We start from the raw sequence: 23,757 nt of genomic DNA on the forward strand, positions 1-23,757 counted from the left end.
CGCTCAGCGTGCCCGGCGCCGTTCCGCCGCCGGCTGGAACGCAACCCGGGAATGATATTTGCAATACGGTCCCGTTTCGGCGGCGTCGTTGCCGCAGAAGCTGAAGCTCTCCGAGAGCGGATCGCCATTCGGCCATTTGCAGGTGCGTTCGGTCAGCTCGACAAGCTGCAGGTTGCGTGAGATCGGCACCACGACGTTCTCGACCGGGCGGAGGTAATGACGCGCGACCGGCTCGGCGTCGAACTGCACCTGCAGCGCGGTGGCGCCGATGGTGGCCGTCACATGCCGTGTGGCGCTTGCGGCGCGTGTCACCGATTTCTGCATCGAGGCGCCTTGCGTCGTCTTCTTCTGGCGCGCCGGGGCGGCCGTCGCGCGGCCGCGGCCCGACAGCTTCAGGCGATGCACCTTGCCGATGACGGCGTTGCGGCTCACTCCGCCAAGCTGTGCGGCAATCTGGCTGGCGCTCAGACCCTCCGACCACAATTTCCTGAGAAGTTCTACCCGCTCGTCAGTCCAATTCATGGGGCCGCGCTCCTGCTGAGGCGTGCGTAGTCAGAATCCATTCCCGACCCGGCTCCCGCCGGGCAAACAACACCACATATATCGGGTGATTTAGGTCCGCCGCACGAAATCTAGTTATTTCTCGACTACAAATACCTTATGCGCTGACTCGGTGACAAGAGTCCCCAGGGCAACACGATTCGGTTTTTTCGGTTTTCCCCAACTTGCCGGTCTACTCATGAGCCGGCGTGACGTCGGGGGTTGGCCACGCGCTTCTGCGTGACGTTTTCGTTGACTTCATGGCCGAAAAACATGATAAGCCGCAAAGGCCGCCGCATTGGCGGCTTTTTTGATTTTCCGGTTCCGGAGACGCATATAATGAGCGGTTCGGCGCTTTACGAGACCTTTGCTCGCGCACCCCTGGCTTTCGACCACGGGGAGGGGACCTGGCTGGTCACCGACAAGGGCGAGCGATATCTCGACTTCGCGGGCGGTATTGCGGTGAATTCGTTGGGCCACAGCCATCCGCATCTGGTCGCAGCGCTCACCGAACAGGCCGCCAAGCTCTGGCACGTCTCCAATCTATACGAGATCCCGGAACAGCGCCGGCTGGGCGAGCGGCTGGTCGATGCCACCTTTGCCGACAAGGTGTTCTTCACCAATTCGGGCGCCGAGGCGCTGGAATGCGCCATCAAGACGGCCAGGCGCTATCAGTTCGTCAAGGGCCATCCCGAGCGTTTCCGCATCATCACCTTCGAGGGTGCCTTCCATGGCCGCACGCTGGCGACGATCGCCGCCGGCGGCCAGTACAAGTATCTCGAAGGCTTCGGCCCGAAGGTCGAAGGCTTCGACCAGGTCGCTTATGACGACATCGACGCGGCCGAAAAGGCGATCACGCCGGAGACCGCGGCGATCCTGATCGAACCGGTGCAGGGCGAGGGCGGCATCCGCCCGGTGCCGACGCAATCGCTGAAGCGGCTGCGGCAGCTTTGCGACCAGCATGGCCTGCTTTTGATCTTCGACGAAGTCCAGTGCGGCATCGGCCGCACCGGCAAGCTGTTCGCGCATGAATGGGCCGGCGTCACGCCCGACCTGATGGCGATCGCCAAGGGCATCGGCGGCGGCTTCCCGATGGGCGCCTGCCTTGCCACGGATGAGGCGGCGGCCGGCATGACGGCCGGCGTGCACGGCACCACCTTCGGCGGCAATCCGCTGGCGATGGCGGTCGGCAACGCGGTGCTCGACGTGGTTCTGGCCGATGGCTTCCTCGAGGACGTGCAGCGCAAGGCGCTGCTTCTGAAACAGGGGCTGGCTGGGGTCGCGGACGAGTTTCCCGATGTCATCGAGGGCATCAGGGGAACCGGCCTGATGCTCGGCCTGAAATGCGCCATGCCAAACACCAAGGTGAACATGGCGCTGCGCGACCAGCACCTGCTTGCCGTGCCGGCAGGCGACAATGTCATCCGCCTCCTGCCGCCGCTCACCGTTGCCGACGGGGAGATCGGCGAGGCGCTGGAGCGCATTCGCGCCGGCGCCAAGGGGCTGACCGACGCGATTGCGGCCGAAGCCGCGAAATAATTTCTGGAAACCTGCCGATGAGTGTTCGCCACTTCACCGATCTATCCGCCGTTTCCGCGGGCGACCTGCGCATCATGCTGGACGACGCGATGGCGCGAAAGACCAGGCTCAAGGCGGGTGAGCGTTCCAAACCGCTCGACGGCAAGGTGCTGGCCATGATCTTCGACAAGCCGTCGACGCGCACGCGCGTGTCCTTCGACGTCGGCATGCGCCAACTCGGCGGCGAGACCATCATGCTGACCGGCACCGAGATGCAGCTCGGCCGTTCGGAGACCATCGCCGACACAGCAAAAGTGCTGTCGCGCTACGTCGACGCCATCATGATCCGCACCACCTCGCATGACCGGCTGCTGGAGCTCACCGGAAACGCCACCGTTCCGGTCATCAACGGGTTGACCGACGACACGCATCCCTGCCAGCTCATGGCCGACATCATGACCTATGAGGAGCATCGCGGTCCGGTGGCCGGCAAGACCTTCGCCTGGACCGGCGACGGCAACAATGTGCTGCATTCGCTGCTCGAAGCCTCGGCACGGTTCCGCTTCAATCTCAATGTCGCGGTGCCCGAAGGCAGCGAGCCTTTCGAGAAATATGTCGACTGGTCGAAGGCCAATGGCGGCAAGGTCAGGTTTTCCAGGTCCGCCGAAGAGGCCGTCGACCAGGCCGACTGCGTCGTCACCGACAGCTGGGTCTCGATGGGCCAGGAGCATCGCGCCCGTGGCCACAACGTCTTCCTGCCCTATCAGGTTAATGCGGCGCTGATGGCCAAGGCCAAGCCCGATGCGTTGTTCATGCACTGCCTGCCCGCGCATCGCGGCGAGGAGGTCACCGACGAGGTGATCGACGGGCCGCATTCGGTGGTCTTCGACGAGGCCGAGAACCGGCTGCACGCCCAGAAGGCGGTGCTGGCCTGGTGCCTGGGCGCTTGAGAAGGGCCGACCCGATGGCTCCGGCCCGATCGGTGTAAACTTGATCCGGGGATATGTGATGCCTATTTGCGGGCCATCACGTAAATTGAACGCGCTTCGACGCATGCGGCTCATCGGGTTGCATGGCTGCGCCCCGGAGTTTTGTCATGTTGGAAACCCATACCTTGGCTGAGCATAAACCCCAACTCGGTGAATTCGGCTTCGCCGGCGACGATCACGTCGTGCCCTATGAGGTCGCGCCGCTCGATGTGCGCGGTCGCACCGTGCAGCTCGGGCCGATGCTCGACGCCATCTTGAGCCGCCACGATTATCCCGAGCCGGTCGCCCGCCTGCTGGCGGAAGCCTGCGTGCTCACCGTGCTGCTCGGCACCTCGCTGAAGTTCGAAGGCAAGTTCATCCTGCAGACCCGCACCGACGGTCCGGTCGATATGCTGGTGGCTGACTTCAGCACGCCGGATGCGCTGCGCGCCTATGCGCGCTTCGATGCCGACCGGCTGCAGGCGCTGATCGCCGCCGGCGAGACCTCGCAGCAGGTGCTGCTTGGCGACGGCGTGCTGGCTTTGACCATCGACCAGGGCGCGCATACGCAGCGCTACCAGGGCATCGTGCAGCTCGACGGCACCTCGCTGGAGGATGCCGCGCGCACCTATTTCCGGCAGTCGGAGCAGATCCCGACTGAGATCAAGATGTCGGTCGCCAAGCTGGTCACGCCCGGCCCGGCCGGCGCGCGCGAGCAGTGGCGCGCCGGCGGCATCCTGGCGCAGTTCCTGCCGCAGGCGCCGGAGCGCATGCGCGTGCCCGACATTTCGGGCGGCGACGGCGATCCGCGGGACGTTACGCATCAGCCGGCCGACAATTCCTGGCAGGAATTGCTGGCGCTGCTCGGCACTATCGAGCCGACCGAGCTGATCGACCCGACGGTGGGCGCCGAGCGGCTGCTCTACCGGCTGTTCCACGAACACGGCGTGCGCGTCTTCCGCGGCGTGCCGGTCGCCGACCAGTGCTCCTGCTCGCGCGAGAAGATCCACGGCATCCTCGAAGGCTTTTCGGCGCAGGAGATCAAGGACTCGACCGAGGACGGCGGCATCCATGTCGCCTGCGAGTTCTGCTCGACGCAATACGACTTCGATCCGGCCGAATTCGTGAAGTAAGAAAGCTCCGGTTCCTCTCCCCACTTCGTGGGGCTAGGAACTCGAGTTCTTTAATTCACCGTGCGCCTCGTCCCCGGCATGTCGAGCGAGAAAGCCGGAATGGCGATATCGAACGTCTCGCCGCGGCCGTTGCGCATCGTGTAGTGGCCGACCATGATGCCCGACGGCGTCGAGAGCGGGCAGCCTGAGGTGTACTGATAGCTGTCGCCGGGATTGAGTTCCGGCTGGTCGCCGACGACGCCGGCGCCGCGCACCTCCTCGACCCGGCCTCGCCCGTCGGTGATATGCCAGTAGCGCGACAGAAGTTGCACGAATTCATCGGAACGGTTGTCGATCGTCACCTGGTAGCCCCAGACATAGCGGTTCTCGGACGGATCGGAGCGGTCCTCCAGATAGAAGGGCCTGACCAGGACTTCGATGTTGCGCGTCACTGCGCGATACATGGGCCACTCCGGTTGCCGCCGCGGAACATTCGTCGCGCTTCGCTGTTTGACGCGCAGCGCCGACCGTCCTGCCAGCCTTGTAGGCGCAGGTGCCGAAAAACAATGTCATTTAAGTGACACATGACAATGTTGGTGTGCACAAACCGTGCCGGGCGACTCGGACATTCTGTCGACGGATGAAACGGCCGCTGTGGCCTGAAGCAATTGCAGGAAAAGTGTGAGCGGTTTCCCGTCCGGGATCGCGTGAAAACAAAGAGATAGAGCGGTTCGCCGTTTTCGCTGAAACGGTGAAACGCCCTGTCGGGAGTGACCAGATCTCGATGGAACCGACTATCGCAGCCGGCCTGGCTTCGTCAGCCCTTCTCCTATCCAATCTCGCCAGCATCCTGCTCGCCTCGTCGCGGCTCAGACGGCGGCGTGTCATTGCGCCGCCCGCAGCAGGCACCCAGCCGGTCTCGATCATCGTTCCCTTGCGCGGCGTCGAGCCGTTCGCGCAGGAGACCTTGCAGCGCGCCTTCTCGCTCGACTGGCCCCGCTATGAGCTGATCTTCTGCGTCGCGCACGCCGAAGACCCGGTCGTCAGGCTCGTCAATGCGGCGATCGCGCGCTACCCGAAGGTTCCGGCGCGGCTGCTGATAGGAGACGACCGCATCAGCGCCAATCCCAAGCTCAACAACTGCGTCAAGGGTTGGCAGGCGGCGCGGCACGATTGGGTCGTCCTCGCCGATTCCAACGTGCTGATGCCGAGGGACTATGTCCAGCAGCTGATGGCGGCGTGGCGCGCGGATACCGGCCTCGTCTGCTCGACGCCGATCGGCTCGCGGCCGGACGGGTTTTGGGCCGAAGTCGAATGCGCGTTTCTCAACACCCTGCAGGCGCGCTGGCAATATGCCGGCGAGGCGCTCGGCCTTGGCTTCGCCCAGGGCAAGAGCATGCTGTGGAACAAGCCGATGCTGGACGCCAATGGCGGCATCCAGGCTTTGGCCGCCGAGATCGCCGAGGACGCGGCCGCCACCAAGCTGGTCAACAGCCTGGGCTTGCGCGTCAATCTCGTCGCCTCGCCTTTCGAGCAGCCGCTCGGCCAGCGTTCGCGCGCCGAAATCTGGTCGCGCCAGGCGCGCTGGGCGCGGCTGCGCCGGGTCACCTTCCCGCTGTTCTTCGCGCCGGAGATCCTGACCGGTGCGGCGATGGCGCTGCTGCTGGCGCTGGTTGCCGCGGCAGGCGCCGGCGTCAGCCTGCCCGGCACGGCTTTATGCGTGCTGGCGATCGCCTATTTGCCGGAATGCCTGCTGGCGTCGGCCAAGGGCTGGTACCTGTCGCCGCGCAGCGTCACCGCGATGATCGCGCGCGACTTCATGCTGCCCGCCATCTGGGCGCGCGCCTGGTTCGGCGGCGCCGTGGAATGGCGCGGCAACGCCATGACCATCCGCACCAAGGCGATGACCGAACTGGAAGAGCTCGCCTGAAGCAATTCCAGGAAAAGTGTGTGGCGCTTTTCCGCCCGGGATTGCGGCTCTGGAAGGCTCAGGCCGCGACTGGCAGTGGCTTTCTATTTGGCCGCCTTCAGCGCCTGCTCGATGTCCTCCAGCAGATCGTCGGCGTCCTCAAGGCCGACGGAGAGCCTGAGCGTGCCTGGCCCGATGCCCAGCTCTGCCCGCGCGTCGTCGCTCAGGTTCTTGTGGGTCGTCGTCGCCGGATGGGTGATCAGGCTCTTGGCGTCCCCGAGATTGTTCGAGATCAGCACGATGTCGAGCGCGTTCTGCAAGGCGAAGGCCGCCTGCTTGCCGCCCTTGACGTCGAGGCAGATCAGCGTCGAGCCGCCCGACATCTGCTTCTTCACGACATCCGCCTGCGGATGATCGGCGCGGCCCGGATAGATGATGCGTGCGATCTCCGGCCGTCCGGCCAGGAAATCGGCGATTTTGCCGGCGCTCTCGGTCTGCTGGCGCACCCGCAGCGGCAGCGTCTCCAGGCCCTTCAGTAGCGTCCAGGCGTTGAAGGGCGACAGGCTCGGGCCGGTGTGGCGGAAATAGTCGTGCAGGTTCTCGTCGATCCATTTCTTGTCCGACAGGATGACGCCGCCGAGGCAGCGGCCCTGGCCGTCTATATGCTTGGTCGCCGAATAGACGACGATATGGGCGCCGAGCAGCAAGGGCTTCTGCTGCAGCGGCGTTGCAAAGACATTGTCGACGATCACGCGCGCGCCGATCGAATTGGCGAGCTTGGCGACCGCGGCGATATCGACCACTTCCAGCGTCGGATTGGTCGGGCTTTCCAGGAAGAACAGCTTGGTGTTCGGCCTTACCGCCTTTTCCCAATTGGCGATGTCGGTGCCGTCGACCAGCGTCGCCTGGATGCCGTAGCGCGGCGCCAGCGTCTCGACCACCCAGCGGCAGGAACCGAACAGCGCGCGCGCCGCAACGATATGATCACCGGCCTTGACGCTGCAGAGCAGGGCGGCGGAAACGGCGGCCATGCCGGAGGCGGTGGCGCGGGCATCCTCGGCGCCTTCCAGCGCGCACATGCGCTTTTCGAACATATCGACGGTCGGGTTGGCGTAGCGCGAATAGATGAAACCCGGCTCCTCGCCCTTGAAGCGGGCTTCCGCGGCCTGCGCCGTTTCGTAGACATAGCCCTGCGTGAGATACATCGCCTCGGCGGTCTCGCCGTACTGCGAACGCAGCGTTCCGCCATGCACGAGTGCCGTTTGAGGTTTCCAGTTACGCTTCTTGGTGCTCATAGCCCTGCTTCCAGACACAAAAAAACCGGCCGCGAAGTCGCAACCGGTCCATATAGCCTTGCGGCTCGACGGTCCTTTAGCGACTTGTTTTACGTGGCTGCAAGCCGACCGGCCAAATCACCACGGGATAACGACCCTTTAAATGAGCGCCGCGCTTGCGTCAATTGCCGGCTCCATTAAGAGGTTTGTACCAGCAGAGCGGAGTAAGACTTTGCGGCAGACAGGCATTCTCCCCGACCAGGATATTTCCGCGCTGTTCCAGTCCGGTGCGCTGAAGTCGCCGCGCGCCCTCGATGCCGATCAGATCCAGCCGGCCAGCCTCGATCTCAGGCTCGGCGACAAGGCGTTTCGCGTGCGCGCCTCCTTCCTGCCTGGTCCGGACCACTTGGTCGCCGACAAGCTCGAGCGGCTGAAGCTGCACGAGATCGATCTCACCGGGGGCGCGGTGCTGGAAACGGGCTGCGTCTACATAGTGCCGCTGCTCGAAAGCCTGGCGCTGCCGGCGAACGTATCGGCCTCGGCCAATCCGAAGAGCTCGACCGGCCGGCTCGACATCTTCACCCGCGTCATGACCGATCGCGGCCACGAGTTCGACAAGATCGCCGCCGGCTATCGTGGGCCGCTCTATCTCGAAGTCAGCCCGCGCACCTTCCCGATCGTCGTGCGCGCCGGCTCGCGGCTATCGCAGATCCGTTTCCGCACTGGTAACGCGTTGCTCTCGGAGAACGAGCTGCGCGACCTGCACCGCGCCGAGATGCTGGTCGCCACCGAGCCGCCCAACATTTCCGGCGGCGGCATCGCGCTCTCCATCGACCTCGACGGCGATAAGGACGGCCTTGTCGGCTATCGCGGCAAGCACCACACCGGCCTGGTCGATGTCGACAAGCGCGCCGCGCAGGATGTCGTCGATTTCTGGGAGCCGATCTACAAGAGCGGCGCCGGCGAGCTGGTGCTCGATCCGGACGAGTTCTACATCCTGGTCTCGCGCGAGGCGGTGCACGTGCCGCCGCTCTACGCCGCCGAGATGACGCCCTTCGATCCGCTGGTCGGCGAATTCCGCGTCCACTATGCCGGCTTCTTCGATCCGGGCTTCGGCCACTCCGCCGCCGGCGGCACCGGCAGCCGCGCCGTGCTCGAAGTGCGCAGCCACGAGGTGCCGTTCATCCTCGACCACGGCCAGATCGTCGGCCGTCTCGTCTACGAGCACATGCTGAAGCGGCCGCAGGCGCTTTACGGCACCGATCTAGGATCGAACTATCAGGCGCAGGGCCTCAAGCTCTCCAAGCATTTCCGCGCCGCGCGCTGATCCGCTGGCCTTGTCAGCCGCGAAACAGAAATTCTTTCGCCGCGCCAAGGCAGGCATGGAAGTCGCTGACAAAGAGCAGCTCGCGTTCAGTCAGGCGCTTTCTGCCCCAAAATCCTTTGGTCTGCTTAGTTTCATCAAGCGGTGAGCCTGGGCCCGCGCTTAACGGGAACAACTGCTTGTCGAGGCATGCGAGCACATAGGCTCGCGCGGAGTCGATACCGCAGGCCCTGGCTTTGTCGTTTAGCTGGTCGGCGCGCAGCGCCGACGTCATGCGATCCGCGTTGCGCATCAGAAAGATCGCTTGCGGCTTCGAGTAACCGGTGGCCAGAAGCCGGCTCGTCATCGTCGCTTGAGCTTGGCGGTAGGACTGCGGGCTGCATTTCGCGGCGCCGTAAGCCGCGGAGGAAGTGCAGGCGAGGGCAAGCATCACCCCCATCAAGACAATGCCGATCCGCTTGCGATCCATTTATCCTCCAGGCCTGGCGCTACCTCACAGCGCCTTCACCGCCACCTTCACCGGCTTTTCGATCTCCAGCGGGTTGCGCAGCGGCAGGCCGAAATCCTGCGCATCGATCTCGAACGTGTCGCCGGCCTCGGTCCTGATGCCGTCGGCGAAGGAGAGCGTCGCGGTGCCGAACATATGCACATGCACGTCGCCCGGCTGGCGGAAGGCCGAATATTTGAAATGGTGGTGCTCGAGATTGGCGATGGTGTGCGACATGTTCGCTTCGCCTGAGAGAAACGGCTTTTCCCACAACAGCTTGCCGTTGCGCCAGATGCGCGATGCGCCGCGGATGTCGGCAGGCAGGTCGCCGATCAGGATCTCGGGGCCGAACGAGGCGTTGCGCAGCTTGGAATGGGCGAGGAACAGATAGTTCACCCGCTCCGTCACATGGTCGGAGAACTCGTTCGACAGCGTAAAGCCGACGCGGAACGGCGCGCCGTCGTCGCCGATCACATAGATGCCGGCGATCTCCGGCTCCTCGCCGCCGTCCTGCGCGAAGGCCGGCGACACCAGAGGCGCGCCGGGCGCCACCGCCATCGTGCCATTGCCCTTGTAGAACCATTCCGGCTGCACGCCGGCCTGTCCCTTGGCCGGCTTGCCGCCTTCGAGCCCCATGCGGAACATCTTCATGGAATCGGTGAGCTGCTCTTCGCCGTCATTGAGCTTCTTGTGCATGGAATCGCGCGTCGCCGCGGAACCGAGATGCGTCAGGCCGGTGCCCGTGAGGTGCAGATGCGCGGGGTCCGGATGGTTGATCGGCGAGACCAGCCTGCCCCTCTTGTAGGCGGCATCGAGATCGACCGTCTCGCCATAGCCTTTGCGTTCGATCAGCGCTTCGAGCCCCGTGCCGGTCCGCGCGGCCTCCATCGCCAGCGAATAGACGCTGCGCGCGCCGTTGATGACCCTGGTCTTGCCGCCGCCATTGCGGGCGACGACGCGGATCGTCTCGGCGTCGTCGAGGATCTGGGAGATCAGCATGTTTCGAATCCTCTCTCATTTAGCGGCTGCCTGCGGGGCAAGCCTTACCCGGCGTGGCGTGGAGCGATCCACGACACGGTTGAAATTCTTCGTCCGGATTGCGCTCGCGAGCCTGGTCCTTGTCGGGACTTCTTGATGCCGACGGGTTGCCGGCAGCTTCGCGATCTGAAACCCGTATGCCTCCTGAACTTTGTTCCGGCCCTTAAGCCTTGTTCTTGTTGTAAACGTCGAAGATCACGGCGCCGAGCAGCACCAGGCCTTTGACCACCTGCTGCCAGTCGACATTGACGCCCATGATCGACATGCCGTTGTTCATCACGCCCATGATGAAACCACCGACCACGGCGCCGATTACCTGGCCGACGCCGCCCATTGCCGAGGCGCCGCCGATGAAGACGGCCGCGATGACGTCGAGCTCTGAGCCGAGACCGGCGGCCGGCACGGCCTGGCCGAGGCGCGCGGCGATGATCAGGCCGCCCAGCGCCGACAGCACGCCCATGTTGATGAAGACGAGCAGCGTCAGCCTTTCGGTGTTGATGCCCGACAGCTGCGCGGCCTTGGCGTTGCCGCCCATCGCATAGATGCGGCGTCCGATGGTCATGCGCTTGGTGACGAAGACGAACAGCGAGATCAGCACGCCCATCACCAGGAGCACGACCGGCAGGCCCCGGTAGCTCGCGAACTGGAACACCAGGAACAGCGCCAGCGCGCTGCCGACCAGCGTCTTGATGACGAACAGCGGGAAGGGCTCCGCCTCATAGCCATGGCGCTCGCGCTTGCGCCGTGTCCTGAAGCCGAAATAGGCGTAGGCGAGCACCGCGATCAGGCCGAGCACGATGGTCGTCATATGCAGCGTAAGCCCACTGCCCAGGATGGTCTTGCCGGCGGCATTCACCGTCGGCGGGATCAGCACGAGCGGGCCGATGACGTCCGGGATAAAGCCGGAGCTCAGCGCCTTGAAGCTGTCCGGCAGCGGGCCGACCGAGGAGCCGCCGCCAAGCAGCGCCTGGCAGATGCCGCGGAAGATCAGCATGCCGGCCAACGTCACGATGAAGCTCGGTATCCGGTGATAGGCGATCCAGTAACCCTGCGCCGCGCCTATGAGGCCGCCGACGATCAGGCAGACGATCGAGACCACCAGCGGATTCGAGAATATCCCGAGCGGCCAGATCACCATCATCATCGCCGCGAGCGCGCCGATGAAGCCGGCGACCGATCCCACGCTGAGGTCGATATAGCCGGCGACGATCACCAGCAGCATGCCGAGCGCCATCACGATGATGAACGAGTTCTGCTGCACCAGGTTGCTGAGGTTCACCGGTTTGAACAGTGTTCCCGACGTCGTGTACTGGAAGAACAGCATGATGACGATCAGCGCGATGATCAGGCCATATTCGCGCAGGTTCGTCGTCAGCGCCGAGACGGCGACGCGCTGTCCCTGCTTGACGTCCTCGGCGACGCCGCTTTGCGGCGCGGGAGCGCTGTCTGTGCTCATGATGCTTTTCCTTCTCCCCGAACGATGGCGCGCATGATTTTTTCCTGGCTTGCGTCGCTCGCCGCCATTTCGCCGACGATACGCCCTTCGTTCATGACATAGATGCGGTCGGAGATACCGAGCAATTCAGGCATTTCCGACGAGATGACGATGATCGCTTTGCCCTCGGCGGCGAGGCGCGCGATGATCGTGTAGATTTCGTACTTGGCGCCGACGTCGATGCCGCGGGTCGGCTCGTCGAGGATCAAAACCTCCGGATCGGCGAACAGCCATTTCGACAGCACCACCTTCTGCTGGTTGCCGCCCGAGAGGTTGCCGGTCAACTGATAGACGCTGGAGGCGCGGATGTTGGTCTTCTTGCGATAGTCGTTGGCGACGCTCATCTCGCGCATGTCGTCGATGACGCCGCGGCTCGAAACGCCGCCCAGATTGGCCAAAGTCACATTGTGCTTGATGTGGTCGATGAGGTTGAGGCCGTAGGTCTTGCGGTCCTCGGTGACATAGGCGATGCCACCTGCCACCGCCTTGCTCACTGACGAGAGGTCGATAGGCTTGCCTCGGAGCGACACCTCTCCGCTGATATGCCGGCCGTAGGAGCGGCCGAACAGGCTCATCGCGAATTCGGTGCGGCCGGCGCCCATCAGTCCGGCGATGCCGACCACCTCGCCTTTGCGCACATTGAGGTTGATGTTCTTGATCACCTGCCGCTCGGCATGGATCGGGTGGTACACCGACCAGTCCTTGACCTCGAAGATGATCTCGCCGATCTGCGGCTCGCGCGGCGGATAGCGGTCGTCGAGCGAGCGGCCGACCATCGAGGTGATGATGCGGTCTTCCGAGATATCTTTCCTCGGCAGGGTCTCGATGGTGCGCCCGTCGCGGATCACCGTCACCTTGTCGGCGACCCGGTTCACTTCGTTCAGCTTGTGCGAGATCAGGATCGAGGTCATGCCCTGGCGCTTGAACTCGAGCAGGAGGTCGAGCAGCGCCTGGCTGTCCTTTTCGCTGAGCGAGGCGGTCGGCTCGTCGAGGATCAAGAGCTTCACTTCCTTGCTGAGCGCCTTGGCGATCTCGACCAGCTGCTGCTTGCCGACGCCGATATTGGTGATCAGCGTCTTGGGGTCCTCGTTGAGCCCGACTTTCTTGAGCAGGGCGGCCGTGCGCGTTTCGTTGGCGTCCCAGTCGATGACGCCGTAGCTGGCATGCTCGTTGCCGAGGAAGATGTTTTCCGTGATCGACAGCATCGGCACCAGGGCGAGCTCCTGGTGGATGATGACGATGCCGATATGCTCGCTGTCGTGAATGCCCTTGAAGTTACATTCCTGGCCGCGGAAGATGATCTGGCCGTCATAGGTGCCGGATGGATAGACGCCCGACAGCACCTTCATCAACGTCGACTTGCCGGCGCCGTTCTCGCCGACGATGGCGTGGATCTCACCTTCCTCGACGCTGAGGTTGACGTTCGACAACGCCTTCACGCCGGGGAACGTCTTGGTGATGTCGCGCATCTCCAAAATCGTCGAGGCCATCAGGATCTGCTCCCTGGCGCACGGCTCCCAAATCGGCATCGATTGTGGAAAGGCCTATGCGCGAAATCAATACACTGCGGCGGGCTTCGCGTTTTCGGTTCGGCGCGTGACGCTGCAGAAGCCGGCAAGACAATACCGGGGTCGCTTGTGAACGAAAAGGGGCCCTGCGTCGCGCAGGACCCCTTCCTTTGAGGCTGTATTACTTCAGCTCGTCGGCCTTGATGTAGCCGGAGTCGACCACCTGCGCCTGGTAGTTCGACTTGTCGACCTCATGCGGCGTCAGCAGGATCGAGGGAACGACCTTGACGTCGTTGTTGTAGGTCTTTTCGTCGAGGCCATCGGGTTTGCCGCCGGAGAGCACCTTGTCGACCAGCTGCACGGTGGCCTTGGCCAGTTCGCGGGTATCCTTGAACACCGTCGAGTACTGCTCGCCCGAGATGATCAGCTTGACCGAGGCGGTCTCTGCGTCCTGGCCGGTCACGATCGGCCAGGGCTGTGCATCCGTACCGTAGCCGACGGCGCGCAGCGAGGCGGTGATGCCGCGCGACAGGCCATCATAGGGCGACAGAACGCCATCGACGCGGCTGCCGTCCGAGTAGTTGGCGGAAAGCAGATTGTCCATGCGAGCCTGGGCGGTGGCGGCGAGCCAGCGCAGCGTACCGACCTTGTCCATGCCGGTCTGGCCGGACTTGATCTTGATCGAGCCGTCATCGATCAGCGGCTGCAGGACGGAAATCGCGCCATTGTAGAAGAAGAAGGCGTTGTTGTCGTCCGGCGAGCCGCCGAACAGCTCGACATTCCACGGCTTGGTGTTCGGGAAACGCTCCTTGAGGCCCTTGACCAGCGAATTCGCCTGGATCACGCCGACGCCGAAATTGTCGAAAGTGGTGTAGTAGTCGACATTCTTGGTCTTCTTGATCAGGCGGTCATAGGCGACGACGACGACGCCGGCGTCGTTGGCCTTCTGCAGCGCGTCGGCCATGGTGGTGCCGTCGATCGAAGCGATGATCAGCGCCTTCGGGCCCTTGGTGATTTCGTTTTCCAGCTGGCTGAGCTGGTTCGGGATGTCATCCTGCGCATACTGCAGGTCGACGGTGTAGCCGAGCGCTTCGAGCTGGGACTTGACGGCGTCGCCGTCGTTGATCCAGCGCTGCGAGGTCTTGGTGGGCATCAGCACGCCGACGAGACCCTTGTCGGCGGCATGCGCCGAATAGGTCGTGGCGGCAATGCCAAGGGCCGCGATGGCGGCCAGCGTCTTGATGATCTTCACATTACTCTCCCTGGTTGATGGACGCGACACCTCGGGGCTTCGCGGGCCGCGCAGTCGAGCAGATGCGCAGGCGCGCAACTGTCGGCTTTATCGATCTCCGGTATCCTCCCAATCGGTCCCGCGACGCAGTTTCAATCGATACGAATTTGCTCGTTACCGACCCCTGCGCCTCGGAACGCACGAAGGGTGGGTTCCTTTGACATAACTGTCAAATGCGATCTTTGCTGGTTGCTATATCGAAACCGGTATAGATAAAACGGCAGATGGAAACACGGCGGAGAGGCTTCAATCCATGGCGGCACTACGCGATCCAGAAGCGATTTCAGGCAGTTACGAGAAATTGCCGGGAGACGGCGAGACCCTGCTGCGCAGCGGCCTCAGCCTTCGCCACATGCGCATGATCACAGCGCTTGACGATCACGGACGGGTGAGCGCCGCCGCCCAGGTCATGAACATCTCCCAGCCGGCCGCCTCACGCATGATCGCCGAGATGGAAGCGGTGCTCGACGTCAAGTTGTGCGAGCGCCTGCCGCGCGGCGTGACGCTGACCCCCTACGGCCAGGCTCTCGCCCGCCGCGCCCGCTCGATCCTGCTCGAGATGCGCGAGGCCGACCGCGAGATTTCCGAGCTCAAGGCCGGCAAGGGCGGCTCGGTGTTCCTCGGCGCGGTGACGGCGCCGGCGATCGAATTGGCTGTGCCGGCGATCCGCGAGATCCGCCGCATCTACCCGCGCATCGAGATCACCATGCAGGTCGAGACCTCGAACGTGCTCGCCCGCGAACTGATCGCGTCGCGCCACGACTTCATCATCGCCCGCATCCCCGACGACCTCAATCCGCGGCTCTTCGAATCGCGCGTCATCGGCGTCGAGAAGGCCTGCCTCATCGTGCGCCGCGGCCACCCCTTGGCGAGCGGCAAGATGGTGCGGCTGGAAGAAACGGCGGGCTATGATTGGGTGTTCCAGTCCGGCGGCTCGCCGCTGCGCCAGGCGATGGAAAGCAACTTCTTGAACCGTGACATTCCGCTTCCCGACCGTATCCTCAACACCTCTTCGCTCCTGCTCACCTTGGTGATGGTGGCGCAGTCCGACGCCATCGCGCCGGTCTCGATCCAGGTCGCGAAGTTCATTCAAGGCGGCGACGGGCTGGCCGGCGCTATCGACGTCGTGCAGACCGAGTTCGATATCGAAGTCCGGCCCTACAGCCTGATCACGGTCAAGAATCGCGTGCTCTCGCCGGCCGCGAAAATGTTGCACGACTTCATCTTGCGCGAAGTGGGGTAATGGAACGACAATGCTACTTGTACGTTCAAACCGATCGGCCGCTCGCTGGAGCCCGTTGCGGGTGAGGGAAGAGCTGCCGATGCTCAACAGCTCGGGAGGTTTTGATGGAACGTCGATTGTTTCTGACTGGAATGCTTGGCGTTGCGGGGGCGGCGGCACTTGCAAGCCTTGCCGGACCCAGCAAGGCCGTTGCCGGTATTCCCGCCGGTAACGGAATTCTGGACGAGCTCGACAAGCCGGAAAACGCGGTCTTCGATGGCGAGGATCCGGCTGAAGTGGAATTGGTGTCGCACCATCGTCACCATCGCCGTCACGGACACGGGAATTGGCGCTGGCGCCACCGTCGTCGCGGTCGCCGGCGGGGCTGGAGGCATGTCTGCCGCCGCTACTGGCATCATGGCCGTTGGCGCCGCCGCTGCCGGCGTGAGCGCTTCTGGATCAATGTCTGGCTGTAACGGCGTCACTCGCCGGGGTACGTTGAGCTCGGATCTTGCGCATCTGCGCAAGATCCGAGTTTCCTTGATGTAGACCGTCATCACCCTTGCCGGCGCCGGCATCCGGCGATCTGCCTGTCGCTCGCGCCTTGTCTCGTCAGTTGGCATTTTGGCCAATATGCCGGCTGCGAGCCGGCATGCTATACGCGCATATGCATATTTCGTCCTTTTTGAAGGATGTGTCAGGCCAGCCCGGCATCGGGGCTGTGTCGGCCCTTCAGATGTCACGACGCGCCGCGCTGATCGGCGGATTCTGCCTCTGCTGTTTGCCGAGCAGCACCGCTGCCGCGACCATGACGGAGGTGGGGCCGGGTATTTTCATTCGCGCAGCCCCGCACGAGGAAGCCGCGGCCGCCAACCACGGAGGCATTGCGAACATCGGCTTTGTCGTCGGGCGCGATAGCGTGCTGGTCACCGATTCCGGCGGCAGCCTCACGGATGGCGAGTGGCTGAGGGCCGAGATCAGGAAGCGTACGGACAAGCCCATCCGCCATGTTCTGATCACCCATGTGCACCCGGATCATTCTTTCGGCGCGGCGGCCTTCGCCGCGGACCGGCCGGCCTTTGTCGGACACCACGCGCTGCGGTCGGCGCTGGAGGCGCGCGGCGAGTTCTACCAGAAGCGACTTGCGGAGATCCTCGGCGCCGAGAGCGCCGGCAGTGTTGTCTATCCCACCCAGGAGGTGAAGGACGGCGCGGAAATCGACCTGGGGGGCCGCATTGTCCGGCTGAGCGCGCACGCGACGGCCCATACGGATTGCGACCTGTCGATGCTGGATGTCGAGACCGGGTTGCTCTTCCCGGCCGACCTGCTTTTCGTAAACCGGGTTCCTTCGCTTGACGGCAGCTTGCCGGGATGGCTCGCCGAACTCGACAAGCTCAAGACGCTCGGCGCGTCTCGAGCCGTGCCGGGCCATGGCCCGCCGATCGTGGATATGGCTCCCGCCATGGCTGACCTGACACGTTACTTGTCCACCTTGAGCGACGGCACGCGCAAGGCGATAGCCTCGGGCGTTTCGATCGAGGATGCCGCCCGCTCCGTCGCGCAATCGGAGCGGGACCGCTGGGTGCTGTTCGACGACTACAACGAGCGCAATGTCATCCAGGCCTACAAGGAGCTTGAGTGGGAGTAGGCCGACGAGGAGGAGACCATGAAGATTCTGCCGCTTGCCATATGCCTCGCCGTCCTTGCCGGGGTGCCGCTCACGCGAGCATCGGCCTCGGAGCCGGTCAACATGGAGCCTGAGCGGCAGGAACGCTGGAACCAGATCGCTCAGTATCTGTTCGGCGACCGCAAGATCGAGCCGACCGAAACGCTGATCAAGCTCGACGCGCCCAAGCGCGCGCAGGACGCCGCGCTCGTACCGATGACGCTGACGATGCCCGAGAAGAACGAGATCAAGTCGGTCTATCTGGTCATCGACGACAACCCGGCACCTTTCGCGGCCAAATTCACCTTCGGTCCTGCGGCGGATGCCGGGTCGGTGCAGTTGCGCGTGAGGGTCGATACCTACACGAATGTTCACGCGGTGGCGGAGACCAAGGACGGCAGGCTCTTCGAGACGGCCGCCTTCGTGAAGGCCTCCGGCGGCTGCTCGGCGCCGGTTGCGGCGAGCGACGAAAAGGCCATGGCGGGCATGGGCGAGATGCGGATGAAATTCGCCGAGGGCGCCGCGGCAGGCAAGCCGGTAGAGGCGACGCTCATGATCCGCCATCCCAATTTCAACGGGATGCAGAAGAACCCGATAACGCAATACTTCACGCCGCCGCGCTACATTGACAAGATGTCGGTCTCCTCCGGCAATGCCAAGGTGTTCGACCTCGAAGCCGATATCTCGCTCTCCACCAATCCGGTCATCACTTTCTCCTTCGTCCAGAACGGGAGAGAGCCGCTGAAGGTCGTTGCTTCCGACACCAAGGATGGCCATTGGGAGCAGGGTTTCGACATGCCGGCTGCGATGAACTGATCGGGCCCGGCGATGCGTTCCATTGTTGAAATTGCCAGGATGGCGGCCATCGTTGCCGTGGTGGCGCTCCTCCCTAATATGGCTCGCGCCGATCCGGTCGCAGAGCCCAGCGATTTGTGGAGTGGGCCGATGCATGGCGAGACGCCGGCGACGCTCTCAGGCGCAAGGGTGCTCGACCTCGCCGCCCTCGAGGCGCTGATGACCAGGAAGCCGATCCTTCTCGATGTCGGTCCGGCTGACAGGAAGCCGGACGATTTCCCCAAGGACGGGCTCTGGCTTCCAACCCATCGTTCAATGCCCGGGGCAGTGTGGATGCCGGGCGCCGGAGCGGCGTCTCTCGGGGATGGGCAGGAGGAGATGTTCTATCGCCGCATCGAGGCTCTGACGCAGGAGGACAAGGCCAGGCCGATCGTGACCTTCTGCCGCCCGCAATGCTGGGGCAGTTGGAACGCCGGCAAGCGGCTGGTGATGAAAGGCTACACCAATGTCGGCTGGTTTCCCGCCGGCATAGACGGCTGGCAGGAGAAGCACGAGACCGCTGTGGTCAAGCCGGAGGCCGGTTGGAGCGCAGCCGCGCCCAAATAAGAGGCGCAAATCCTGCCCGCCAGCTGGAGCGGGTAGCGGGAATCGAACCCGCGCGTTCAGCTTGGGAAGCTAGCCCTTTCAGAGCGATTCCAGCGACTTGCCTGTAAAACAGAGCAAAATCCGCGCAAATCAAATCAATGGGTTACGGAGGTTCTGTAAAACGTTGCCGCGCCTGTTTTCACCGACCCAACATCGCCGCCGCGCCGGCGTTGCCTGGCAATGAGATGCCGATCGCAACGTCGTGCGAGCCGCACATCGGGCAGCGCACCTTCCGATGCAAATCTGAAATCAGGCAGGCGCGACCGCGCGTGATCATCAGCGTCATAAGGTCGAGATCATAGCGGAAGCCGCACTCGCGAATTGTCTTTAGCCCAGCCCGACGGCCCCAGGTGCAGCGGAAATGGATGCGGCCTCCCGCCTGCCAGACGTCCCTGACCGTCTCGATCGCCATGTGTGAGCCCGGCCAATCGGGTGCATTAGCTTATCTTGGAACTCGGCGGCGGCAGGCCGGGCCCTGACATCGGCGCGGCGTGCGGGCGCTCGTAGTCTATCGGGCGGTCCATGAGCAGGTTCATCGCCTCGACCATGTGCCGTTTCAGACCGGTGATCGCATCATAGTGCGGCCGGAATGGCGTCAGCGACAGCTGCGCGCTGTCCAATGCGCTGCGAAGCCGGTGCATCTGCTGCTCGATCGATGCGAGATGACCTTCCGAGATATCGTCATGGCGGCGCCTGCGGGGCATGGTTCGTTCTCCTGACATACATGAACGAAATGAGAACAAATTCCTTGCTCGTCAAGCCGGTTTGTGGAATCTTTTCGCCATGAGCGACGAACCCATAGGCGCTGGCGAACCGGCAATTCCGCGCGAGCGCGGCCCGCTTGGCCATGTGTGCGAGCATGCCGGCTGCGGCAAAGATGCCGGCTGGGGCTTTGCCAAGCCGAAGCGCCCATCTCACTGGTTTTGCTACGAGCACCGCGGCGAAGGCGAGCGCTTTTTGTGAGGCAAGCATGGCGAAGAAGCCAAAGGATGAAATGCTCCCGGCGGTCAACGGGTTGCAGATCGATATCGACGACAAAAGCCGGCCGACTCAATGCCTAATTGGTCTTCGAACGGCCGAAGGCGTGAAATCATTTTCTCTGCACGCTGCAGGCGCTAGACTGTTGATCGCAGGGCTGCAGACATTCGTTGATAGGGTCGACAAGAACGGCAACTACTAGTCTGATTTGGTTACCGCGCTCTCGTCAAGCTCGGCTTCCAGCCCCTCGCTCACCGGCTTTGGCTCGCTCCCAATAGGCACGCCGTCAAAGCCCTGCAGCCACGCTCCCGCATGCTCGGCCCAATAGTCAGGCACGGTCCGTTCCTTGCCGTCCTTGCGCGCCTGGTGGCCATACATCCAGGCATAGGCGACGCGCTCCTGGTCCTTCTTAGCGACCGCCATCATCTTCCTCCCAGAAATCCTTCAGCATTGCGTGGCGAAGCATCTCTTCGCCCTTCAGGAACCGCACTCTGCCCGAAAGGCCGGGCTTCAGCCACTCCGCCTTTTCCTTTTTGAGGCCCTTGGGCGGCGGCGCGCCGACCTTGCCTTGCACACGGTCCCAGAGCGCCTGGCGCTTGTCCGCCTTGAAGGTGACGAACGCGCCGCCCATGTAGCGGCCCTTGTCGGCCATCAGCACCATGGCTGGCTTCCCGCGTTCGCGCTGCACGCCGATGATGTCCATCACCTTTTCGTCGAAGCATTTGATCTTGCGCCAGATCGTCGTCGGCCCGCTGCGATAGGCGCTGTCCAGCCGCTTCGAGACGATGCCTTCGAGATTGGCTTCGCAGGCAAGATGGTAGACCGCGTCGCCAGTGCCCGGCAGCGCTTCGGAAAACTGGATATGGCCGCCGGCCGGCACAAGCGCCTGCAACACCTCGCGACGGTCCTTCAGCGGCATGTCGCGCAGGTCGTGGCCGTTGAGGAGGAGAAGGTCGAAGGTGACGAGATAGAGACCCTGCGGTCGGCGGGTGATGGCCGAGCGGAGCGCATGGAAGTCCGAAAGGCCCTTCTCGTTGAGCACGATCGTCTCGCCCTCGATGATGAAGCTTTCGGCGTTCAGCTTTCCGGCTTCGGTGGCGAGCGCCCGGTATTTTGCCGTCCAGTCAATGCCGCTCTTCGTGTAGAGGCGTATGCCGTCGACATCCTTGATCACTTGCGTCCGGTAGCCGTCGAATTTGATTTCGTGGCTCCACTCGGCGCCGGCCGGCGGATTGTCAAACCGCTCGGGCTCCATCGGCTTGATGAACTTCAGCCGGACATCTTCGTTACGCATGCACAGCACCCAACAACCGCGATTCAAGCCAAGACGGCTCCAACGGTTCCGGACATTTTAGCAAAATTGTATGTGTGAAGCGTTATGACGAAGCTTTCTGATCTCGGGCCGCCGATCGTCGGCCGGCGCCACGGCGGAGATTCGCCGTCATCGCAGGATCATTTCTACAGGTGCCGCACTTGCGGGCAGCCGGTCGATCGACGGGATTTGCGCCAGGTGATCTGGCATGAGCAGCCGCAACACGAGCCGCTGGAAATGGATGCCTGAAACGCAAAAGGCCCGCGGCGGGTGAGCAGCGGGCCTTTTCGCCTCAAGAGAGGACAATCAACCGATCGGCGTGAAGTCGACGTAGTACGTATCCCCCTGCTTGTATTTGCCGATCAGCGCTGGATTGGCGACCGTCAGCTTCAGCTCGCCGGACGGCGAGAACTTGGCATAGGAATTGTCCTCGTCGCTGCCGTCGGATGGATACGGGCCATCCTTGGCGACGGCGTGGAACTGCAGCGTCTCCTGGCTGGGTTCGCCTTCGGCCGGATAGGGCGTGACGGCGGTGATGCGCATCTTGGCGCGCATTCTGGTCATGGTGTGTCCTTTCATGGGAGATTGCCCGGAACCGCCGGGCGCGGATGGTCAAGGTGGCGGCCGGCCGGTCAGGTAGGTGTAGACACTGAGTGCCCATCCGGCCGCGCCCACCACGCCGATACCGATCCGGATCAGCCAGCGGCCGAGCGTGCCGGCGCCCTGCGCCTGGCTGCGCAGCGTCACGACATCGTCGGTAACGGACTGGATGGCATCCGTCTTCCGCTTCACCGAGGACATGTCGGCCTCCAGATGCGTGGTGCGCATCACCACTTCGTCGAGCCGCTTGTGAATGCTGGCCCGGCTCTCGTCGGCCCGCTCAAGCCGATCCTCGATCGCCTCAAGCTTTCCCAGTAGGAGTCCGAGCGTGCGCTCGACGCTGCTTTCCGACATTTCCCCGCCCGATGCACTGCTAGGATTTCAATTCGGCCCGGCGTTCGGCGCTGGCCTTGGTCTGCCGGTCGCATTCGGCCGGCGTGTAGAACTTCACCGCGCAGCCGGAGGCCATCGTCTCGTCGATCTTGTTCTGGTCGACGAGCGTCTTGCCCTGCGCCCCGGCGAGGCTGCTACCGATGGCCGAGCGCAGCGCGGGAACACCGCTGACGCCGGAAGTCCCACAGCCCGCCAGCATCGTTGCAATCGCGAAAAGACCGGCTGGCCTCAATGCCCTTGTTGACCGCATCCTGGTTCTCCTTGTCGATCTGGGCGCGGACCTCGTCGGCGCCCTTGTGCTTGATGAGCTCGTAGACGCCGACGGCAGTGCCGGAGGCGGCTAGCGCGATGACGCCCCACGCGATGATGCCGGCGAGCATCCGGTTGCCGCCGACCAGGGCGGCGATGAGGGTGATTGCCGTGCTCACAGGAACACCCACCACATGAGGCCGATGCCGGCCGCCACACCGACAAGGAAGCCGGCGACGACAGGCAGCGCCTGTTCGATCAGCGCCTCGAGGATCGGTCGCATCAGCGTCGCGCCCCGGTCTGGAACGCCTCGACGCCCTTGGCCTCGCCATGGCGCGAGACGAGCACCAGGGCGCCGGCAATGCCGGCAATGCCGGCCAGCCACACCCAGCCGGGAACGTCGCTGGCGATCGAGGTGAGCGGATCGATGTAATCCCGGGCGACGGGGATGTTGTCGAGCGATCCTTTGAGCAGCGCGCCGGCAGCCGCCGGAATGCCGACGATATAGCCGCCGACCTTGGACAGCCAGTTCGCCTTGACCTCCGGCACCTTGTCGCGCACGACCTCAGGCGCTGCATTGGCACGCTCGGGCGCGATCGTACGCGGCCTGGCTTTCTGCAGGGCCAGCAGCATGTCGTCGTCGATGCCGTCGCCGGCCGGCAGGCCGTTGTCGGCGCGGAAGGCGCGAATGGCCGTCGCCGTCATGGTGCCGACCTTGCCGTCGACGCCGCCGACCTCGGTATAGCCGAGATCCTTGAGCTGCTGCTGCACGCGCTCGACCGTCGCCTTGTCGGGCGCGGTCACCGCGGCGACATCGAGGACAGGCGCGGGCGCGGCGGCCGGCGCCTTCAGCTTGTCGAGCATCGCCTCGACCCTCTCCGGCGCCACCAAGGCCTTGTTCAAGCCGTCGCCGGCATAGTAGCTCTGGCCGCGCTTCAGCGTGCGGGCGGCCTTGCCCGCGCCCTTCACCGTCGGCGTCAGCACCGGGAAGGATGCCCATTCCTGGGCCAGGCCAAGGCCAAAGGCGGTGCGCGACTTCGAGCCGGCCATGAACTCGTCGAAACCGCGTTCCTTAAGCAGCTCGTGGCCGAGCGCCATCTGCATCGGCCCGTCGAGAAGTTCCTTGCCCGAGAGGCGGAGCTTCTTCTTCAGGCGCAGCAGCGTGGCGCGCATGAACTGCAGGAAGCCGGCGGCCGAGCTGCCGAACGACCTGGTCCAGCGCGGCCCGGCGGCGATCACCTCGTCGATCGTCATCGAGGTCAGCGGCTTCGCCAGCTTGGCCTGGTTGTTGCCATACACGGTATCGAAGCCGTGCGGCGCCTCGATGCCGCCGATGAAGGCAAGCAGCATCGCCGCGCCCGAAGGTACGGTTTTGTCCATGGCATGTCCTTTCCGCCCGCAAGGGCAGTTTTCAGGGGGTGAGATTTCGGAGT

29 protein-coding genes and 1 riboswitch are annotated in these 23,757 nt (G+C 63.8%); of the genes, 11 read left to right on the plus strand and 18 right to left on the minus strand.

Annotated elements, in window-relative coordinates:
* Positions 1 to 3: 3 nt before the first annotated feature.
* Positions 4 to 522: a GcrA family cell cycle regulator gene (locus LB572_RS00805; protein ID WP_140802789.1), complete on the minus strand. Its 519-nt coding sequence runs from the start codon at positions 520 to 522 to the stop codon at positions 4 to 6.
* Between the two features lie 357 nt (positions 523 to 879).
* On the opposite strand from LB572_RS00805, the gene LB572_RS00810 reads away from it, so the two are divergent.
* The 3 genes from LB572_RS00810 to LB572_RS00820 all read left to right on the plus strand — a co-directional run bounded on the left by LB572_RS00810 (position 880) and on the right by LB572_RS00820 (position 4,159).
* Positions 880 to 2,079, plus strand: a complete 1,200-nt coding sequence (locus LB572_RS00810) for an aspartate aminotransferase family protein (RefSeq protein WP_140802790.1) — start codon at positions 880 to 882, stop codon at positions 2,077 to 2,079.
* Between the two features lie 17 nt (positions 2,080 to 2,096).
* Entirely contained in the window at positions 2,097 to 3,008 is a 912-nt protein-coding gene (gene argF, locus LB572_RS00815; protein WP_140802791.1) for an ornithine carbamoyltransferase, read from the plus strand.
* Between the two features lie 122 nt (positions 3,009 to 3,130).
* Complete coding sequence (locus LB572_RS00820; protein ID WP_224666285.1) at positions 3,131 to 4,159, plus strand: Hsp33 family molecular chaperone; 1,029 nt, start codon at positions 3,131 to 3,133, stop codon at positions 4,157 to 4,159.
* A gap of 50 nt (positions 4,160 to 4,209) precedes the next feature.
* Here the strand turns inward: LB572_RS00820 and apaG are convergent, their stop codons facing one another.
* Complete coding sequence (apaG, locus tag LB572_RS00825; protein WP_140802793.1) at positions 4,210 to 4,602, minus strand: Co2+/Mg2+ efflux protein ApaG; 393 nt, start codon at positions 4,600 to 4,602, stop codon at positions 4,210 to 4,212.
* Positions 4,603 to 4,922: 320 nt separating this feature from the next.
* Here apaG and LB572_RS00830 point away from each other — a divergent pair, with 320 nt between their 5' ends.
* Positions 4,923 to 6,068: a ceramide glucosyltransferase gene (locus LB572_RS00830; RefSeq protein ID WP_224666286.1), complete on the plus strand. Its 1,146-nt coding sequence runs from the start codon at positions 4,923 to 4,925 to the stop codon at positions 6,066 to 6,068.
* Positions 6,069 to 6,151: 83 nt separating this feature from the next.
* Here the strand turns inward: LB572_RS00830 and LB572_RS00835 are convergent, their stop codons facing one another.
* Entirely contained in the window at positions 6,152 to 7,342 is a 1,191-nt protein-coding gene (locus tag LB572_RS00835) for an O-succinylhomoserine sulfhydrylase (RefSeq protein ID WP_224666288.1), read from the minus strand.
* 56 nt (positions 7,343 to 7,398) lie between these two features.
* Positions 7,399 to 7,476, minus strand: a riboswitch (SAM riboswitch).
* Between the two features lie 77 nt (positions 7,477 to 7,553).
* On the opposite strand from LB572_RS00835, the gene LB572_RS00840 reads away from it, so the two are divergent.
* Positions 7,554 to 8,648 (plus strand): 2'-deoxycytidine 5'-triphosphate deaminase, encoded by a 1,095-nt coding sequence (locus LB572_RS00840; protein ID WP_140802796.1) that lies wholly within the window; start codon positions 7,554 to 7,556, stop codon positions 8,646 to 8,648.
* Positions 8,649 to 8,661: 13 nt separating this feature from the next.
* Here the strand turns inward: LB572_RS00840 and LB572_RS00845 are convergent, their stop codons facing one another.
* The 5 genes from LB572_RS00845 to chvE form a co-directional block, all read right to left on the minus strand.
* On the minus strand, positions 8,662 to 9,114 hold the full coding sequence (locus LB572_RS00845; RefSeq protein WP_140802797.1) for a hypothetical protein: 453 nt from the start codon (positions 9,112 to 9,114) through the stop codon (positions 8,662 to 8,664).
* 24 nt (positions 9,115 to 9,138) lie between these two features.
* On the minus strand, positions 9,139 to 10,131 hold the full coding sequence (gene araD1, locus LB572_RS00850; protein WP_224666290.1) for an AraD1 family protein: 993 nt from the start codon (positions 10,129 to 10,131) through the stop codon (positions 9,139 to 9,141).
* Between the two features lie 202 nt (positions 10,132 to 10,333).
* The gene (gene mmsB, locus LB572_RS00855; RefSeq protein WP_140802799.1) at positions 10,334 to 11,626 is read right to left on the minus strand and encodes a multiple monosaccharide ABC transporter permease; all 1,293 of its coding nucleotides are present in this window, start codon (positions 11,624 to 11,626) and stop codon (positions 10,334 to 10,336) included.
* The gene (mmsA, locus tag LB572_RS00860) at positions 11,623 to 13,155 is read right to left on the minus strand and encodes a multiple monosaccharide ABC transporter ATP-binding protein (RefSeq protein ID WP_224666292.1); all 1,533 of its coding nucleotides are present in this window, start codon (positions 13,153 to 13,155) and stop codon (positions 11,623 to 11,625) included. Before mmsA ends, mmsB begins: the two co-directional genes overlap by 4 nt.
* Before the next feature lie 199 nt (positions 13,156 to 13,354).
* Positions 13,355 to 14,425 (minus strand): multiple monosaccharide ABC transporter substrate-binding protein, encoded by a 1,071-nt coding sequence (chvE, locus tag LB572_RS00865; protein WP_140802801.1) that lies wholly within the window; start codon positions 14,423 to 14,425, stop codon positions 13,355 to 13,357.
* Positions 14,426 to 14,717: 292 nt separating this feature from the next.
* On the opposite strand from chvE, the gene LB572_RS00870 reads away from it, so the two are divergent.
* The gene (locus LB572_RS00870) at positions 14,718 to 15,707 is read left to right on the plus strand and encodes a LysR family transcriptional regulator (RefSeq protein WP_224666294.1); all 990 of its coding nucleotides are present in this window, start codon (positions 14,718 to 14,720) and stop codon (positions 15,705 to 15,707) included.
* 83 nt (positions 15,708 to 15,790) lie between these two features.
* Here the strand turns inward: LB572_RS00870 and LB572_RS00875 are convergent, their stop codons facing one another.
* Positions 15,791 to 16,243, minus strand: coding sequence for a hypothetical protein (locus LB572_RS00875; protein ID WP_224666296.1), 453 nt, complete (start codon positions 16,241 to 16,243; stop codon positions 15,791 to 15,793).
* A gap of 179 nt (positions 16,244 to 16,422) precedes the next feature.
* Here LB572_RS00875 and LB572_RS00880 point away from each other — a divergent pair, with 179 nt between their 5' ends.
* Genes LB572_RS00880 through LB572_RS00890 form a run of 3 tightly spaced genes read left to right on the plus strand, consistent with a single transcriptional unit; the run spans position 16,423 to position 18,753 of the window.
* Positions 16,423 to 17,334, plus strand: coding sequence for a quinoprotein relay system zinc metallohydrolase 2 (locus LB572_RS00880; protein ID WP_224666580.1), 912 nt, complete (start codon positions 16,423 to 16,425; stop codon positions 17,332 to 17,334).
* 18 nt (positions 17,335 to 17,352) lie between these two features.
* The gene (locus LB572_RS00885; protein ID WP_224666298.1) at positions 17,353 to 18,168 is read left to right on the plus strand and encodes a quinoprotein dehydrogenase-associated SoxYZ-like carrier; all 816 of its coding nucleotides are present in this window, start codon (positions 17,353 to 17,355) and stop codon (positions 18,166 to 18,168) included.
* Positions 18,169 to 18,207: 39 nt separating this feature from the next.
* Positions 18,208 to 18,753: a rhodanese-like domain-containing protein gene (locus tag LB572_RS00890; RefSeq protein WP_224666299.1), complete on the plus strand. Its 546-nt coding sequence runs from the start codon at positions 18,208 to 18,210 to the stop codon at positions 18,751 to 18,753.
* Between the two features lie 178 nt (positions 18,754 to 18,931).
* On the opposite strand, the gene LB572_RS00895 is transcribed toward LB572_RS00890, so the two are convergent.
* Both LB572_RS00895 and LB572_RS00900 read right to left on the minus strand, forming a co-directional pair.
* Positions 18,932 to 19,204 carry a hypothetical protein gene (locus LB572_RS00895; RefSeq protein WP_224666301.1) on the minus strand — a complete coding sequence of 91 codons (273 nt, stop codon included), beginning with the start codon at positions 19,202 to 19,204 and terminating at the stop codon, positions 18,932 to 18,934.
* 25 nt (positions 19,205 to 19,229) lie between these two features.
* A complete protein-coding gene (locus tag LB572_RS00900; protein ID WP_224666303.1) occupies positions 19,230 to 19,496 on the minus strand; it encodes a hypothetical protein in 267 nt (88 codons plus the stop codon).
* 79 nt (positions 19,497 to 19,575) lie between these two features.
* On the opposite strand from LB572_RS00900, the gene LB572_RS00905 reads away from it, so the two are divergent.
* Positions 19,576 to 19,755, plus strand: coding sequence for a hypothetical protein (locus LB572_RS00905; RefSeq protein ID WP_224666304.1), 180 nt, complete (start codon positions 19,576 to 19,578; stop codon positions 19,753 to 19,755).
* Positions 19,756 to 19,762: 7 nt separating this feature from the next.
* On the plus strand, positions 19,763 to 19,972 hold the full coding sequence (locus LB572_RS00910) for a hypothetical protein (protein WP_224666306.1): 210 nt from the start codon (positions 19,763 to 19,765) through the stop codon (positions 19,970 to 19,972).
* Here the strand turns inward: LB572_RS00910 and LB572_RS00915 are convergent.
* From LB572_RS00915 to LB572_RS00945, 7 genes are all read right to left on the minus strand, one after another.
* The gene (locus tag LB572_RS00915) at positions 19,969 to 20,193 is read right to left on the minus strand and encodes a hypothetical protein (protein ID WP_224666308.1); all 225 of its coding nucleotides are present in this window, start codon (positions 20,191 to 20,193) and stop codon (positions 19,969 to 19,971) included. The genes LB572_RS00910 and LB572_RS00915 overlap by 4 nt on opposite strands.
* Positions 20,180 to 21,064, minus strand: a complete 885-nt coding sequence (locus LB572_RS00920) for an ATP-dependent DNA ligase (RefSeq protein ID WP_224666310.1) — start codon at positions 21,062 to 21,064, stop codon at positions 20,180 to 20,182. Before LB572_RS00920 ends, LB572_RS00915 begins: the two co-directional genes overlap by 14 nt.
* Before the next feature lie 324 nt (positions 21,065 to 21,388).
* Positions 21,389 to 21,646: a hypothetical protein gene (locus LB572_RS00925; protein WP_224666311.1), complete on the minus strand. Its 258-nt coding sequence runs from the start codon at positions 21,644 to 21,646 to the stop codon at positions 21,389 to 21,391.
* A 48-nt stretch (positions 21,647 to 21,694) separates the two neighbouring features.
* Complete coding sequence (locus LB572_RS00930; RefSeq protein WP_224666313.1) at positions 21,695 to 22,036, minus strand: DUF1515 family protein; 342 nt, start codon at positions 22,034 to 22,036, stop codon at positions 21,695 to 21,697.
* 19 nt (positions 22,037 to 22,055) lie between these two features.
* A complete protein-coding gene (locus tag LB572_RS00935) occupies positions 22,056 to 22,274 on the minus strand; it encodes a hypothetical protein (RefSeq protein ID WP_224666314.1) in 219 nt (72 codons plus the stop codon).
* Entirely contained in the window at positions 22,210 to 22,503 is a 294-nt protein-coding gene (locus tag LB572_RS00940) for a hypothetical protein (protein ID WP_224666315.1), read from the minus strand. Before LB572_RS00940 ends, LB572_RS00935 begins: the two co-directional genes overlap by 65 nt.
* 103 nt (positions 22,504 to 22,606) lie before the next feature.
* On the minus strand, positions 22,607 to 23,704 hold the full coding sequence (locus LB572_RS00945; protein ID WP_224666316.1) for a peptidoglycan-binding domain-containing protein: 1,098 nt from the start codon (positions 23,702 to 23,704) through the stop codon (positions 22,607 to 22,609).
* Positions 23,705 to 23,757 lie beyond the last annotated feature (53 nt).

The sequence above is a fragment of the Mesorhizobium sp. BH1-1-5 genome, from assembly GCF_020165615.1.
Taxonomy (GTDB): domain Bacteria; phylum Pseudomonadota; class Alphaproteobacteria; order Rhizobiales; family Rhizobiaceae; genus Mesorhizobium.